Here is a 15536-nt window from a genome sequence, read left to right as displayed (position 1 = left end):
CCCATGACCCGTACCGTCGGCCGCATCCTGGCCGAAAGCCTCGCCGCGCATGATGTGGACATCATCTATTGCGTGCCGGGCGAATCCTATCTCGGCCTGACCGATGCGCTGACGGAAGTGCCATCCATCCGCCTGGTGGTCTGCCGCCACGAAGGTGGCGCCGGCTTCATGGCCGCGGCGGATGGACGCATGCGCGACGGCCGCGCGGGTGTCGCGCTCGTCTCGCGCGGGCCCGGCGTGACGAATGCGATGATCTCGCTGCACACCGCCTATCACGACGCGACACCGCTGGTGATGCTGATCGGCCATGTGGAACGCAAGGATATCGGCCGCCTCGCGCTGCAGGAACAGAACTACTCGCGCCTGCTGTCGGACGTGACCAAGGGTGTCTTCGAGGTGATCCAGCCGATCCAGGCGAGCGAGGTGATCGCGCGCGCCTTCCACCTCGCGCAATCCGGCACGCCCGGCCCGGTCGCGGTGATCCTGCCCGAGGACATCTTCGACCTGCCCGCCGAAGGCCCGGTGGTGCAGCCGTCGCCCGTCGCCAAACCCGGGCCGCGCAGCGAGGACCTCGACCAGCTCGCCGAGCTGCTGGCCAATGCCGAACGCCCGCTGGTGCTGGTGGGCGGCGCCATGGCATCGGGCGGCGAGCAGGCGCTGGCGGATCTCAACCGGCTTGCGGAAGCCTGGACGCTGCCGATCAGCCCGACGCATCGCCGCCCGCATCTGTTCGATGCGCATCATCCGAACTATGGCGGCTACATGGGCATCCGCGTGCCCAAGCCGCTGCTGGACGAGATGAAGAAGTCCGACCTGATGATCTGCCTGGGCGAGCGCCTGTCGGATTCGATCAGCCAGTCCTACACCTTCCCCGCCGCGCCACAGCCGCAGTTGCCGCTGGTCCAGGTGTGGCCTGACGCGAATGAGATCGGCCGCGTCTGGCGCGTGGACCTGCCCATCGCGGCCGACCCGCATGCGGTGATCCGCGGCCTTCTCGCGCGCAACGCGCCCGAGGCCAGCGAGGGCCGCAAGGCCTGGGTGAAGGGCCTCAACACGATCCATCGCGGGCTGCTCGCGCCCGAATGGGACAAGATGGAGGACGGGGTGAATTTCGGCGCCGTCTGCGCCGCGATGTCGCGCCATATCCCGGCCGATGCGGCGGTGACGTCGGATGCCGGGAATTTCTCCTCCTTCCTGCATCGCTACTTCCCGTTCCGGCAGTCCCACATGTTCCTTGCCTCAAATGTGGGCGCCATGGGCTCGGCGGTGCCAATGGCCGTGGCGGCGGCGCTGCGCCGGCCGGGCAAGCGCGCCGTGGCCTTCGTCGGTGACGGCGGGATCCTCATGACAGGGAATGAACTTGCCACCGCCATGCGCGAAGGCGTGGCGCCGGTCATCATCCTGTCGAACAATGCCGGCTACGGCACGATCGGCATGCATCATGAAGGCCGCTATCCCGGCCGTCCGTATGACCAGGCCATCCGGCTCGTGAACCCGGATTTCATCGCCTGGGCAAAGTCCTTCGGCGCCGCCGCCTTCGACGTGCAGACCGAGGAGGAGATCGAACCCACCCTGGCCCAGGCCTTCGCCGTGACGGACCGGCCGGTCGTGGTGCATGTGAAATCGTCGGCGGTGCAGGCCTCGGCCTGGCGGAAGCGGACCATGCCCCTGCCGGCCTGAGCGCGACGCGCTGACCATCCTTTCGAGGGCGGCCCGGAGCACCGGGCCGCCCTTCGCATTTTTACGCTGTCCTTGCGGCCACCGCGCCCTTCGCCGATGGAGCCCTTACGGCCCGCCGCACCATGCTGCGGCCATGGCCGAGACGGATCCGATCCCTACCGCATGCCGTCCGGCCAACAGGCGTGGCCCTGCCCCATGTGGCAGCGCTGCAACTCCACCCGCATCGAATGATCGACACCGCCCGGCGCGGCACGAGGCTTGCTGATCCCTCACCCGCACGGGTGCCTCGCGGCGCCGGTCAATGGCCGCCGCGGCGGCAAGAGAGACAAGGAACGGAAGGTTCATGTTCAGGAAGATCGCCACCTTGGCCCTGGGGCTTGGCCTGCTGGCCAGCCCGGCCGTCGCGCAGGTGGACCTCGGCAGCGGCTTCTCCATCACCGGCACCGCGACCGGTACCAGCGACTACGTGTTCCGCAACATCAGCCAGACGCGCGGCCGCCCGGCCGTCCAGGGCAGCCTTGAACTGTCGCATGAGAGCGGCTTCTACGTCGGCGCCTTCGCGAGCAACGTCGCCTTCCCCAACACCAATGCGCGGCAGGAAGTCGATGCGATCGCGGGCTTCCGCTACACGGTGGATGGCTTCACGGCCGATATCGGCGGCGTCTACTACAGTTACCCGGGCTATTCCGCGCAGCCGGGCCAGTACGACCTGGCCTTCGGCGAGGCGATCCTGAAGCTGAAGTATGAGCTGGAGCCGGTCACCTTCGTCGGCACCGCCGCCTGGTCGCCGGACTTCTTCGGGTCGTCCGGCAATGGCTATTGGCTCGAGACCGGGATCGACTGGAAGACGCCCGTGCTCGACATCGTGCTGTCGGGGCGCATCGGCTACCAGTGGATCGAGAACAACGCCCGCTTCGGCGCGCCGGACTACCTCGCCTACAGCATCTACGCGACGATCCCGATCCATTGGGGCTTCTCGGCCGCGGTGGGCTTCTACGGCACCAACATCAGCCAGTCGGAATGCGGCGGGCTGAAGGTCTGCGATAACCGCTTCATCGCTTCGGTGAGCTGGACCTTCTGATCGCGGCTTGGCCGCGATCAGAAGGGATTGCTTGACCCTCAGACGGCGGGCGCCGGCCATCCGGCCGGCTTGCCTTCGCGCCTTGCGCTGGTGCTCTGAGCATCACTGACGGCCTGGGCGCGGTCGCGCTTTGCGCTCGCGGCCCGAGGCGGAAGCCTCGGGCCGATTGCCGTTATCCAAGGACGAGCCGGCCCTCCTCCAGGATCACCTGCGGCACGTCATAGGCTTCGAGTGCCGCACGCAGCCGCGGCAGGTCGGCCTCGAACAGCCCCCGTGTGATGCCGGCCGCGAGGCGCGGCGCGGCGATCGACATGGCATTGATCGAACTACCGGACGGGCCGAAGGACATGCTGGCGCCGATGCCGAACAGGTGGATGTCGCGGATCCAGGGCGTCTCGCCCGGCCGCTTCTCCAGCAGCGCGAAATCCGGCCCCAGATAGGGAAAGGCGCCGAGACGCGCATTCGCCTCCTCGGCCGGCGGCGTGTAGCGGTCGGACCAGACGGCGACATTCCCTGCGCAACCCGCGAGCATCGGCACCGCAGCCGCATCCATCTGCACACCCGTCCCGCAGATGGCGAAATCCGCGCTGAAATCCCCGCGCCCCGTCGCCAGCACGACACGCCCTCCCTCGGCCCGCGCACCGGTCCAGGGCCGGCCGATATGCATGGTGAAGCCCGGATGCGCATTGGCGCGGTCGTAGGTGTCCTGCGCGAAGCCCTCCCGCATGCCGAGGATCTTCGCCATGAAGCGCCAGCGCCATTCATCCGGCATGTCGCCGAGGTGGCGCAGGAATCCGGCGAAGGTCAGCCAGCGATAAGGTTGCACGATCATCGGCTCGGCCCTGCGGCAGAACAGGTGGACTTCGGCCGCGCCGGCCTCCAGCGCCACCGCCGCATTGTCGAAGGCGGAGGCCCCGGCGCCGAGCACCGCCACGACCTTGCCGCGCAGCACGGGGAAGTCGATCTCCTCCCAAGCATGGGCACGCAGGTGCTTCGGCAGCGCCGCGACGAAATCCGGCATCCAGGGGCCGCCCAGCCCTTCCTGCCCGGTCGCCAGCACCACCTTGCGCGCCAGCATAGGCCCGTCGCTCGTCTGAACCGACAGGCAGGGCACCCCGTCATCGGTGCGCGCCGGGTCGATCCGCCCGGCGACCACACGATTGCGCACCGGCACGCCCGTGACGCGGCGGAACCACACGAGATAGTCGTTCCACAACTCCTTCGGGATCAGCCGCATCGCGGCGAAATCCGCTTCACCCCACTGCGCCTCGTGCCAGGCCTGGTAGGTCAGCGCAGCCGTCCGCAGATCCGGCCCGGTCTGGTCCTTCGGTGAGCGCAGCGCGTGCATCCGCGCATAGGTCACCCAGGGGCCTTCGCGTCCGGCCTCGGCACGGTCGATCACCAGGATGTTGTCCACCTTGTCGCGCTTCAGCGCGAAGGCGACGGCCAACCCGCACTGCCCGCCGCCGATGATCAGGCAATCCAGCACCGCGCGCCCACCGGACGTCTTGGGCTCCAGCCAGGGCGCGCGGGGATGAGCGATGAGGTCGAGATCGCGGACGATATCGGCCTCGAGTTCGAGGAGCGTACGGGGGGTCGGCATGGTGTTCCAGGTCAGGTCGGGCGCGACGCCGCGCTCGATTCAACGGCAATCGATCACGAAACAGGCGGATCGATGAGGCTCACATGGGCGGCGACCACGCGCCAGCCTTGCGGAAAGCGCACCCAGGATTGCTGCTGCCGGCCGATCTTGCTGCTGCCGACGCGCTGGAAGGTGATGGAGGTGGTGGCGAAATCCCGCCCATAGGTGGTGATGGAGGTGCGCAGCACCGCCCGCTGCAGCCCGACCGGGGACCGTGCTGCGCGGAAGGCGGCGATCTCCGCCGCGCCGAACAGGTTCTCCCCCCCGCCGAAGCGGACGGTGCCGGGGCTATCCCAGAACAACGCATCGAGCACCGGCACGTCATTGGTCACCAGCGCGGTCTCGTAGCGGGCGAAGACCGCCTCGACCTCCGCCTTCACCTCGGGGATGTCGATGTCCATGGGCCTCAGCCTCCGAAAGCGGCGACGGGGGCGCGGGCGGTGCCCTCGCGCTCCAGGTGACGGGCGACGCGCAGCGCAAGGTCCTCCCGCCAGGCCGGCGCGATCACCTGCACCGCAAGCGGCAACCGCTGCCCCGCCGGCCACAGCGGCACCGCGACCACCGGCAGGCCGATGAAGGAGATCGGCTGAGTATAGACGCCGATATTCGGCCGCAACGGCAGGTCCACTCCATCCAGCGTGACGGTCTGGGTGCCGAGCGGCGGTGCCGACATCGGCGTCGCGGGCGCGAGCAGGATGTCGTGGTCGCGGAACAGCGCCCCGGCCTGCTCGGCGAACCAGCGGCGGAAACGCTGCGCCGTCTGCACCCAGCTCGCCGGCAGCAGCGCCCCGGCGATCAGACGGTCGCGCACCGCGGGGTCGAAATCGGCCGGGCGCTCGCGCAGACGCGGCAGATGCAGTTCGGCGGCCTCGGCCATGGTGATGAGAAAGGCCGCACCACGGGCACGCTCGGCCTCGGCCAGTTCCGCTTCGACCGTGACGCCGAGCGCGGCGCAGGCCAGGTCCAGCGCCGCGTCGCTTTCCGCCATGCGGCTGCGCGCGAACCAGCCGCCCAGGCGGGCGATGCGCAGCCCGGCGATGCCGCCCTCAAAGCCGCTGCCGATCGGTTCTGCCGCGCGCACTGTGCAGCCGGGATCGACCGGATCCGGTCCCTGCATCACGTCATAGGACGCCGCGAGGTCCCGCACCGACCGCGCCAATGGCCCGACATGGTCGAGCGCCGCGACGAAGGGGAAGGAATGCCCGCGCGACAGCCGCCCATAGGTCGGCTTCAGCCCGAAGGTGCCGCAGAAAGAAGACGGCACGCGGATCGACCCGTTGGTGTCCGACCCCAGCGCGATGGTCGCCATCCCGCCCGCCACCGCGCCGCCCGACCCGCCGGAGGACCCGCCCGTCATCCGCGTCACGTCATGCGGATTGCGCGATGGCCCGTCATGCGCGTTCTCACCGGTGAAGTCATAGGCGTATTCGCCCATGTTCAGCCCGCCCAGCAGCAGCGCGCCGGCGGCTTCCATCCGCGTCACCAGCGTCGCGTCGGCGCCGGCCGGCGGATGGTCGCGATTGATGCGCGACCCGGCGCGCGTCACCAGCCCGGCGATGTCGAACAGGTTCTTCACCGCGAAGGGTGCGCCGGCGAGCGGCGGCAGCGCATCCCCGCGCGCCCGCGCCGCATCCAGCGCGGCGGCACCGGCCCGCGCGCGGTCCGCGGTGACATCGGTGAAGGCGTTCAGCACCGGGTTGCGCGCGGCGATGCGCGCGATGGCGGCCTCGGCGATCTCGGCGGCACTCACCGCGCCGCCCCGGAAGGCCGCGGCGATGCCGACAGCGTCGCGGTCGAGCAGGGCATCGAGACTCATCGGCCAGGCTCGAAGACCGGGGCGGGTTCGACCGTGTCGGGCAGCGGAAAGCGCTGGAGATTCGCCGCGATCCCCGCCGCGACACGGAGATTCGCTGCCACCGCCACCCGCCAGGCGGGATCGAGCGGGATGCCTGTGGCCGGCAGCAGCGCGGCCATCAGGGCGTCGGGGTCGAGGGGCGTAGTCATGACGGGCGGCACCTCAAGGCCATTGATGCCGGGGGCGATGCAATCGTCATGCAAGGCCGGGAGCGGCCGATGCCGCTCCCGGCCAGCGCAGAGTCAGTTCCCCGGTGCAGGCACGGCGACGGCCCGGATCGCCGCGGCTTCCTGTTTCTGCTGCTGCCGGCCGAGCCAGAAGCTGAGCACCGCCCAGGCCGCACAGATCGGCACGGCGGCGGCTGCGATGCCGGTCAAGGACAGCCCCAGCGCGATCAACCCCGCATAGGACCAGGCCGCCACCTGGTCGCCCCCGCGATAGACCACGGTGTCGATGAAGTTCTTGGCCTTGTAGCGGTCCTCGCGCGGGACGGCGGTGAACAGCACCTCCCGCGTCGGCCGCGCCAGGGCAAAGTTGCTGACCCGGCGCGCCACCTGCACCACCACGAAGACCGCGACCGTCGGCCAGGTGGCGAGTGCCGCGAAGCCGAAGACGCTGAAGGTGGGCAGGATGGCGAGCATCACCGCGACGCCGAGCCAGGCCGTCAGTCGCCCCGTCAGGAACAGCTGGAAGCCCAGCGTCAGCACGTTCACCCAGAAATCGATATCGGCGAAGAAGGCGGTACGCGCCGCGCGCGATGGGAAGTTCGCCTCGGCGATGCTGGCCTGCTGGAAGTAGAGCACCGTGGAGGTAATCGAATACAGCAGGATGAAGCCGGCGATGCCGAGCAGATAGGGCGAGCGCAGCGTATGCGTCATGCCCGCGAAGATGCCGCCACCGAGCGGGCGGTGCGGGTCGTCCCCCTGCACGGAATGGCTGAAGGCGTCCGAGATCCCCGACAGCCGCCGCACCGCGAAGACCGCGACCTCCAGCAGCAGGATCGACGCCAGCAGCAGCCAGTTCTGCCCGACATGCTCGACGAAGCCCGAGGTCAGCGCCGAGCCCGCGATGCCGCCGAGCGTGGCACCCGCGGCGAGGAAGCCGAACAGCCTCTTGCCCTGTTCCGCGTCGAACACGTCGACGATGAAAGACCAGAAGACAGACACGACGAACAGGTTGAAGACCGAGACCCAGATGAAGAAGGCGCGCCCGATCCAGACATGCTGCTCGGGCGTGGCCACCATCAGCAGGACCATGAAGACCAGCAGGTTCAGCATGAAGAAGCGGTAGGAGATGGCAATGAAGGTCTCGCGCGGCCAACGTCGCACCGCGTAGGCAAACAGCGGGTTGACCGCGAGCATCGCCAGCAGCGTGCCGGTGAACAGCCAGGGCAGGTTGCGCACCCCGCCCGCGACGCCCAGTTCGTCCCGTATGGGACGAAGCACGTAATAGGCCAGGAACAGTGCGAAGACGTAGAGCCAGGACCAGGCCAGCGCTCGTGCCTCGCCGGGCCGGATGTCGATCACCCGCTGCAGAAGCCGATGCGCGACCCCGCCCGCCTGTCCGGCGGCGAGGTCAGAGGCCATCGATGAACTGCTCCATCCGCCGGCGCATCGCGGCATCGGGCATGCGGCCCTGCGCGGCCTTGAGGTTGTCGTCCACATACCGCGCCTGCGCCATGCCCGGCACCGCGCAAGTCACGGCAGGGTGGGAGACGAGGTACTTCAGCATGAACTGCGCCCAGGTCGTCACGTCGATCTCGGCGGCCCAGGCGGGCAGGCTCTTGCCTTCCGTCGCGCGGAACACGCTGCCGCGGCCGAAGGGCAGGTTGATGAACACCGCCATGCCGCGTTCCGCCGCCAGCGGGATGATGCGTTCCGCGGAATTGCGGTTGTCGAGCGCATAGTCGATCTGGATGGAATCCAGCGTCTCGCGCCGCATCATCTGCTCGAAGGCTTCGTATTGCCGATCGAAGGAAGTGGTCGCACCCACATAGCGGATGCGCCCCGCCTGCTTCAGTTCGCGCAGATAGGCGAGTTGGTTGGTGATGTCGCGCATGTTGTGCACGGCCAGCAGGTCGATCTTGTCCGTGCGCAGTTTCTCGAAGGCCTGGGCGATCTGCGCACGGCCCTGTTCAGGCGTGTCCACGCCGACCTTGGTGCAGACGAACAGGTCCCGGCGGATGTTCAGGTCGGCCATGATGCGGCCCATGATCGCTTCCGCATTGCCATAGGACGGCGCGGTATCGACCACCGTGCCGCCGAGCGCATGGAAGCGCGCGAAGGTTTCGCGCAGCGGCGCGATGTCGGCTTCGGTGTCCGCTTCCTCATACCGCCGCGCCGAACCGAGGCCGATGATCGGGATCATCTCCCCCGAGCTTGGAATGGGCTTCTTCAGCAGCGGCGCGGCCTGCGCCGCGGCCGGCCTTGCGGCAAGCCCGGCGGCGGCAGCGGTGAAGCCAAGAAGCAGGGTCCGGCGGCATGGGGTCATGATCTCGTCCTTCGAGCGGGGCGTTCATGGGGGAGTCGCAGGATGTGCGGTACGGCGCGCTGGCAAGGGCGGGCTTGCGCTTGGTCCGCAATACTGACGGAGGCGTTACCCCTGGCAAGGGCGGCAAATGTATCAGCCCGCAACAATCCACACCGCTCCTTCGTGTTGCTCCGTCGCTTGCCGCGCGGCTAGCCTTCAGCCCATCAAAGGGGAGGACAAGGAATGCAGCGCAGGACCATCCTGCACTTGGCGGCGGGCGTCGCATTGGCGCGACCGGCCCTGGCCCAGGGCACATGGCCCGACCGGCCGATCCGCTGGATCGTCCCCTTCCCGCCCGGTGGCTCCACCGATCTCTGGGCACGACTGATCGCCGAACCCATGGCCGCCGAACTCGGCCAGCCCATCGTCATCGACAATCGTGGCGGCGCCGGCGGGTTGATCGGCACCGAGGCTGCGGCTCGCGCCACACCCGACGGCTACACCATGCTGTTCACCATCACGACGCATGTGACCTCGCCGGTGGTGCTGCGGCGCTTCCCCTATGACCCCGTCACCGACTTCGCCCCGATCGGGAAACTCGGCGTGACGCCGCTGGTCCTCTGCGCCTCACCATCCACCCAGGGCAATACGCTCGCCGAATTCGTCGCTTGGGCGCGCGGCAAGGACCTGTCCTTCGGCTCCTATGCGCCGGGATCATCGGGGCATGCCTATGGGCAAATGTTCTCCGACGAGGCGCGGCTGAACATGACCCATGTCGCCTATCGCGGCGAAGGGCCGATGCTGCAGGACATGCTCGCGGGCAACGTCGCCTGCGCCTTCCATTCCATGGCGGCGAGCGGCGGGGCAATCCGCTCCGGGCGCATCCGGCCGATCGGGCTGTCGGGGCGCCTGCCGCTGCCATCCCTGCCGCAGGTGCCGCTGATGGAAGCGGCGGGATTCTCGAACCGCTTCGCCTTCTCGGGCTTCATCGGGCTGCTCGCACCGGTGCGGGTGCCGCAGCCGATCCTGGACCGCGCGGCCGGGCTGTTCCGCAAGGTCATGGACAACCCGGACACGCAACGCCGGCTGCTCGAGATCGATACCATCCCCGCCTATCTCGGCCCGGCGGAATTCCGCGAGGACATCGCCCGCTGCCTGCGCGAATGGCAGGCGATCGCGACGGAACTGAACCTCAGCGTGCAGGGGTGAAAGCACTGGAGGGGCGTTGCCCCTCCAGACCACCCCACCAAAGGGCAGTGCCCTTTGGAATGCCATCGGCCGCCCTCGCAGGGGGACAGTGCTGGATTTTGACCGATGTTCCTGGTATGTTTCCACGATCGAGGGGCGCAATGCGCCTGCGTCGCGGGGTCGGCTTAAAGCGATAAAATCGTAAAAACCTAAAGCGCCCGCAACCGCAGGTTGCCAGTGCCAGGTGACGGTTTCCAAAGGCCCCGGGCCTTTGGTGGGGTGAGGTCCGGAGAGGGGCAAGGCCCTTCTCCGCGCGCCCTTCAGCCCGCCGTGATGTTCGCCGTCCGCGCGATCTGCCGCCAGCTCTCCGTCTCCCGCGTCACTCGCTCGGCAAGCGCCTCGGCGGTGCTCGGCGCCACCAGCGCGCCGGCGGCGAAGGCGCGGTCGCGGATGGCCTGGTCGGCCAGCACCTCCCGCAGCTTCTCCGACAGCATCGCGACCTGCGCGGCCGGCACGCCGCGCGGCGCGAAGACCGCGAACCAGACGTTCAGCCCGAGATCAGGCATGCCCTGCTCGGCAGCCGAAGGCACGTCCGGCAGCCCCGGATGCCGCTCGTTCGACGACACGCAAAGCGCGCGCAACTGCCCATCGCGCACCAACGGCGTCAGCGGCGGCGGCGAGTTCATGTAGAACTGGATGCGCCCGGCGATCAGGTCTCGGATCGTCTCCCCGGTGCCGCGATAGGGCACGTGCACCAGGTCGATCCCCGCCCGGTGCTTGAGGTATTCCGTGCCCATGTGGTGCATCGAACCGCTGCCGGCCGAGGCGTAGTTCATCTGCCCGGGGCGCTGCTTCGCGAGCGTGATGAACTCCTGCAGGTTGCGCGCCGGCACCGACGGATGCGTGACGAAAAGCTGCGGCGTATCGGTGATCTGCCCGACCGCCTGGAAGTCGCGGGTCGGTTGGATCTCGCCGATGCCGCCGATCGCCGGGCGCGCTGTCATGGTCGCGCAATAGCCGCAGAGCAGTGTCGTGGCGTCCGCCGGCGCGCGCAGCACGGACATCAGCCCGACAACGTCGTTCCCGCCCGGCCGGTTCTCGACGACCATGGTGGCGCCGAGGGCGCGGCCGAAGGGTTCCGCGACCAGGCGGGCGGAAAAGTCGGTCCCCCCACCCGCCGGCGAGGGCACGACGAGCGTGATGGTCTTGCCGGCGAGGCTGCCTTGCGTCCAGGCGATGCCAGGTGCGGCCAGCGTGGCAATCCCGGCGCCGAGCAAGGCACGGCGCGATGTGTTGATGGTCATGGTTGTTTCCTCCCGGGCTTCTTGTCAGGTCGCTTCGGGGAAAGGCTTGGGGTCCGGCACCGCCACCTCCCCGACATTCAGGATGAAGGACAGCAGCGTGTAGTAGCCCAGCACGGCCAGCAACTCGACGAGCCGCGCCTCGCCCAGTGCGTCGCGTCCGGCGGCAAATTCGGCATCGTCCAGCCGGCCGCGATCGAGCACGGCGCGCGACAGGCGCCAGACCAGCTGTTCCGCCACATCGGCGAAGCCCGGATCGCCGCCCTGGCGCAGCCGTTCCAGCGCCGCCGGATCGACGCCCGCCTTCACCGCGATGGGATGGTGCGCGAACCATTCGAACTGCGCCGACCAGCGGCGGGAGACGGTGAGGATCGCGATCTCCCGCAGCCGGTCGTCCAACTGGCCGGAAAAGCGCAGCCCGGCGCCGAGCCGCTGCGCCGCATCGGCGACGGCGGGGGCGCGCAGCAGCACGTTGAACGGCCCGACGACGCCGCCGCGCGGGCCGGATGCGATGGCGTCGAAGACAGCACGCTGGGCGTCGTCCAGCGCCTCGCGCGGGATGGGTGGAAAGCGCGTGCTCATGCGGCCCCCGGCATCATGGCGGACATGCCGCCATCGACGATGATCTCGGTGCCGGTGATGTAGGCCGCCTCGTCCGAGGCCAGGAACAGTACCGCATGCGCCACGTCCCAGCCGGTGCCCATCTTGCCGGTCGGCACCTGCGCGTCGCGCTTCGCGATCAGCGTCGCGGCGTCATTGGCGCCGAGCTGGCGCAGCAGACGGCTTTCCACCAGCGGCGTGTTCATCAGCCCGGGGATCACGGTGTTGCAGCGGACGCCGTGGCGCGCCTGGTCCATCGCGACCGACTTCGTCAGGCCGATGACGCCCATCTTGGACGCGGAATAGGCGATGTGCGGCCGGTCGCCGCTCATGCGCAGGGCGGCGATGGAGGCGATGTTGACGATCGCCGCCGTCTTCTGCGCGCGCAGATGGGGCAGCGCGTGCTTGCAGCCGAGGAAGACGCTGCGGAGATTGATGTCGAACTGGCGGTCCCAGACTTCCTCGGCCATGGATTCGGCGCTGCCGGGATGCGACCCGCCGACATTGTTCACGAGAATGTCCAACCGGCCGAAGGCGGCGACGGCGGCGTCGATGGACGCCTTCACCGCATCGCTGACGGTCACGTCGGCGGTGTGGGCCAGGGCGCGGCCGCCTTCATCGGTGATGATGCCGACCGTCTCGGCCACCGCCTCGGGGTTGTTGTCGATGCAGAACACCGCGGCACCCTGGCGCGCGAGCAGCACCGCCGTCGCCTTGCCATTGCCCCAGCCGGGGCCGACCGAGCCGGCGCCCGTCACGATGGCGGCCTTGCCTGTGAGATCGAGCACGTTTCCTCCTGATCCTGTTGCGTTGTTGCCGGTGGGGATACGCCGGTTCGCGGGGGTTGGCGAAGGCCCGGCCCACGCATGGCCGCCATGACCCGTAGGCCGCGCGTTCACACTGCCTTGATTCGGCCCGATGGTTGCTGTTCCTCATGCAGCAGGAGTGGCGCTGCCACCCGCCCGCCGCCCGGAATGCCCCATGACCAGCCCCGCGCTCTCCGTCGTCGTCCCCGCCTATAACGAGCAGGAGGTCCTGCCCGAATTCCATCGTCGCCTGGCCGCCGCGCTCGAACGCATCGGGCTGGCATGGGAGGTCGTCTATGTGAATGACGGGTCGCGTGACACGACGCTGTCGGTCATGACCGGCTTGCAGGTGGCCGATCCGCGCGTCGCGGTGGTCAACCTGTCGCGCAACTTCGGCAAGGAGATCGCGCTGACCGCGGGGCTCGACCATGCGCGCGGCGCCGATGCGGTGGTCGTCATCGATGCCGACCTGCAGGACCCGCCCGAGGTCATTCCCGCTTTGGTCGCCACCTGGCGGGAGGGCTTCGACGTCGTCTACGCCCAGCGCAACACGCGCGAAGGCGAGACTTGGGTGAAGAAGGCGACCGCGGCCGGCTTCTACCGCGTGATGCAGCGCCTGGGCGGCAAGGTGCAGCTGCCGCCTGACACCGGCGATTTCCGCCTGCTGTCGCGCCGCGCCCTGGATGCCCTGCTGAAGCTGCGCGAACAGCACCGCTTCATGAAGGGGCTGTTCGCCTGGATCGGCTTCCCAGCCAAGGCGGTGCGCTACGACCGCGCGCCGCGCGCGGCGGGGACGACCAAGTGGAACTACTGGAAGCTGTGGAACTTCTCGCTGGAGGGGATCACCTCCTTCACCGTGGCACCACTGAAGGTCGCGACCTATGTCGGGCTGCTGACCGCGATCGGCGCGGTGATCTACCTGGCGCAGCTGTTGGTCCGCACCTTCTTCTTCGGCAACCCGGTCGCCGGTTACCCCAGCCTGCTCGCGGTCGTGCTGTTCCTCGGCGGGGTGCAGATGATGATGCTCGGCATCATCGGGGAGTATCTTGGACGCATCTTCAACGAGACGAAGCAGCGCCCGCTCTATTTCACCGAACGCTACCTGCCGAGCCGGCAGGCGAGCAGCTCACCCACCGGCGTGCAGACCGAGGCCACGCCCGGCATCACTGCCAACGCCTGATCCCGCGCGCCGGGCAGGATGATGCGCAGCTCGCCGGGCGACAGCGGTGCTGCGATAGCCGCCGCATCGTCGCAGCGCGGGCGTTCGCCGCGCCAGCGCGCGACGTACATCGTGTTGGCCGGCACCGGGTGCTCGGCCGCCAGGCTCAACACCTGCAACTGCCGCGCATGATCGCCGAGCGTGTCGGGTTTCGGCACGCAGGGCCAGGTCGGCAGCAGGGTCAGGCGATCGGCCTCCGCCAGCAGGCGGCGCAGCGAAGGGGCATCGACGGTCCACGGCTCGCGCGTCTGCGCCCAGGCGCGGATGGCCGCGCGGTTCGGCTCCGCATCGATGAATTGCAGCAGGCCAAGCGCGAGCACGATGGCCGGGCCGATGCGCGGCAGCCGCGCCAGCAGCGCGACGGTGCCGACCAACAGCGCCGTGCCGACCGGCCAGAAAAAGCGGCCCGAGGCGCGGAACTGCTCAAGGAAGCCCGGCGCCGGTCCGAGGTCGAGCACCACCGCCCGCCCCGCCCCCACCCGGAAGGAGATGGCGAGCAGCACCAGCCCCAGCAGCACCAGCGCCAGCCCGGCATGCCGGCGCGCCATGCGCAGCAGGTCGCGCGGCGCCAGCAGCAGCGCCGCCACCAGGCCCGCCAACAAGCCGAAGCCGAGCCAGTTGTAGCCTTCCCAGCCGCCATGGCCGGTCGCGTCGATCTCCCGCGCCGCGAGGCCGCCGAGCAGCCAGGAGCGATAGGGCCAGACCGGCGACAGCAGGTTCAATGCGAAGTCGCCATACCCGCCATCCCCCTGCGCGCCGAGATAGCCGAACGCGGCCATGGTCGCGCCGACCGCACCGGTGCAGGCGGCCACGCCGATGCCCGCACCGATCCATCCGCGATCCCCGCGCAGCAGCAACGTCGCCGGCACCGCGGCGAGCAGCGCGAGCACCATCGCCGCGAGATAGGGATGCACCAACAGCGTTCCGACCGCTGCGGCGATCGCCGCGACCCACAGCCCGACGGACTGCCGGCGTGCGAGCCGCAGATACAGCCCGAGCGCGACCAGCAATGTGAAATGCCCGGTCAGCGCGGCATGGCCATAGCGATTGATGAAGGCCGGCATGGCCGAGGCCGCCAGCGCCACGCCGATGGCCGGGACAAGCCGCCTCTCCCCTGCCCCGCGCAGGCACCACACCGCGGCGACCGGCTGCATCAGCCAGGCGATGCCGTACCACAGGCCGATGCCGTGAAAGCCATCCGGCAGCAGCCCGCGCAGCGCCTTCAGCGGCAGGGCGAGAATCGGGATGCCGTCGGCGAAGGCAAGGTTCAGCCCCTGCGGCGCCAGCAGGTTGCCGAGGTGCAGCGGCGGCCAGCGCCAGGCATCGCCGATGAAGTAGCGCTGCGCGACGGCGTGCTGCGCAGCATCGCCCTGCGGCGCCCAGGGACCGCCCGCCTGCGGCAGCAGGAAATCGACGGGAAAGCCGGTCAGCACCAGCGCCGTGCCCAGCAGCAGGGCGAAGCCATAGGCGAGGACGGTCTCGAGACGGTCGGACAACGGCGTCACTCCATGGCCTGGGCCAACGGCGATGCCCCATTTCGGCCTTGCGCCGCCAGGGGGTGAAGACACCGTCGGGCCAATATATGGTGGCTCGCGCGGAAGCCCGGCACTTCCCGTGGGATTCACCGCCGTCTAAGGCCGCGCAGCAGGCGGCGCAAGGCGTCGAAAAATTCGCACAGGACATGCTGCGCCGCCA

The 15536-nt window shown here is 69.2% G+C and carries 14 protein-coding genes; 4 read left to right on the top strand and 10 right to left on the bottom strand.

From position 1 onward, the window contains the following. Nucleotides 1–3: 3 nt before the first annotated feature. Both AC2YHJ_RS02435 and AC2YHJ_RS02430 read left to right on the top strand, forming a co-directional pair. Entirely contained in the window at nucleotides 4–1680 is a 1677-nt protein-coding gene (locus AC2YHJ_RS02435; protein ID WP_487393735.1) for a thiamine pyrophosphate-dependent enzyme, read from the top strand. A gap of 343 nt (nucleotides 1681–2023) precedes the next feature. Next, on the top strand, nucleotides 2024–2761 hold the full coding sequence (locus tag AC2YHJ_RS02430) for a TorF family putative porin (RefSeq protein WP_487393733.1): 738 nt from the start codon (nucleotides 2024–2026) through the stop codon (nucleotides 2759–2761). A 172-nt stretch (nucleotides 2762–2933) separates the two neighbouring features. On the opposite strand, the gene AC2YHJ_RS02425 is transcribed toward AC2YHJ_RS02430, so the two are convergent. From AC2YHJ_RS02425 to AC2YHJ_RS02400, 6 genes are all read right to left on the bottom strand, one after another. Beyond that, entirely contained in the window at nucleotides 2934–4364 is a 1431-nt protein-coding gene (locus tag AC2YHJ_RS02425; protein ID WP_487393732.1) for an FAD/NAD(P)-binding protein, read from the bottom strand. A 53-nt stretch (nucleotides 4365–4417) separates the two neighbouring features. Beyond that, nucleotides 4418–4804, bottom strand: coding sequence for an oxalurate catabolism protein HpxZ (hpxZ, locus tag AC2YHJ_RS02420; RefSeq protein ID WP_487393731.1), 387 nt, complete (start codon nucleotides 4802–4804; stop codon nucleotides 4418–4420). A gap of 5 nt (nucleotides 4805–4809) precedes the next feature. Further along, nucleotides 4810–6219: an AtzE family amidohydrolase gene (locus AC2YHJ_RS02415; RefSeq protein ID WP_487393729.1), complete on the bottom strand. Its 1410-nt coding sequence runs from the start codon at nucleotides 6217–6219 to the stop codon at nucleotides 4810–4812. Next, complete coding sequence (locus AC2YHJ_RS02410) at nucleotides 6216–6407, bottom strand: DUF4089 domain-containing protein (protein ID WP_487393728.1); 192 nt, start codon at nucleotides 6405–6407, stop codon at nucleotides 6216–6218. The genes AC2YHJ_RS02415 and AC2YHJ_RS02410 overlap by 4 nt, the downstream gene beginning before the upstream one ends. Nucleotides 6408–6500: 93 nt before the next feature. Further along, nucleotides 6501–7844 carry an NTP/NDP exchange transporter gene (locus tag AC2YHJ_RS02405; protein WP_487393727.1) on the bottom strand — a complete coding sequence of 448 codons (1344 nt, stop codon included), beginning with the start codon at nucleotides 7842–7844 and terminating at the stop codon, nucleotides 6501–6503. Further along, a complete protein-coding gene (locus AC2YHJ_RS02400) occupies nucleotides 7834–8748 on the bottom strand; it encodes an aldo/keto reductase (protein ID WP_487393726.1) in 915 nt (304 codons plus the stop codon). The genes AC2YHJ_RS02405 and AC2YHJ_RS02400 overlap by 11 nt, the downstream gene beginning before the upstream one ends. A 222-nt stretch (nucleotides 8749–8970) precedes the next feature. Here AC2YHJ_RS02400 and AC2YHJ_RS02395 point away from each other — a divergent pair, with 222 nt between their 5' ends. After that, nucleotides 8971–9936, top strand: coding sequence for a Bug family tripartite tricarboxylate transporter substrate binding protein (locus AC2YHJ_RS02395; protein ID WP_487393724.1), 966 nt, complete (start codon nucleotides 8971–8973; stop codon nucleotides 9934–9936). A 299-nt stretch (nucleotides 9937–10235) separates the two neighbouring features. Here AC2YHJ_RS02395 and AC2YHJ_RS02390 read toward each other — a convergent pair whose 3' ends face one another. From AC2YHJ_RS02390 to AC2YHJ_RS02380, 3 genes are read right to left on the bottom strand one after another with little or no spacing between them, the layout of a single operon-like run. Then, entirely contained in the window at nucleotides 10236–11219 is a 984-nt protein-coding gene (locus AC2YHJ_RS02390) for a Bug family tripartite tricarboxylate transporter substrate binding protein (protein ID WP_487393723.1), read from the bottom strand. Between the two features lie 24 nt (nucleotides 11220–11243). Beyond that, nucleotides 11244–11798, bottom strand: a complete 555-nt coding sequence (locus AC2YHJ_RS02385; protein ID WP_487393721.1) for a carboxymuconolactone decarboxylase family protein — start codon at nucleotides 11796–11798, stop codon at nucleotides 11244–11246. After that, entirely contained in the window at nucleotides 11795–12604 is an 810-nt protein-coding gene (locus tag AC2YHJ_RS02380; protein ID WP_487393719.1) for an SDR family NAD(P)-dependent oxidoreductase, read from the bottom strand. Before AC2YHJ_RS02380 ends, AC2YHJ_RS02385 begins: the two co-directional genes overlap by 4 nt. 193 nt (nucleotides 12605–12797) lie before the next feature. On the opposite strand from AC2YHJ_RS02380, the gene AC2YHJ_RS02375 reads away from it, so the two are divergent. After that, nucleotides 12798–13802, top strand: coding sequence for a glycosyltransferase family 2 protein (locus AC2YHJ_RS02375; protein ID WP_487393718.1), 1005 nt, complete (start codon nucleotides 12798–12800; stop codon nucleotides 13800–13802). Here the strand turns inward: AC2YHJ_RS02375 and AC2YHJ_RS02370 are convergent. Further along, on the bottom strand, nucleotides 13721–15337 hold the full coding sequence (locus tag AC2YHJ_RS02370; RefSeq protein WP_487393717.1) for a DUF6311 domain-containing protein: 1617 nt from the start codon (nucleotides 15335–15337) through the stop codon (nucleotides 13721–13723). The two genes, AC2YHJ_RS02375 and AC2YHJ_RS02370, sit on opposite strands and share 82 nt — an antisense overlap. Nucleotides 15338–15536 lie beyond the last annotated feature (199 nt).

This window comes from Roseomonas sp. SRI_022 (genome assembly GCF_057586215.1).
This window is presented reverse-complemented; position numbering and strand designations above follow the sequence as displayed.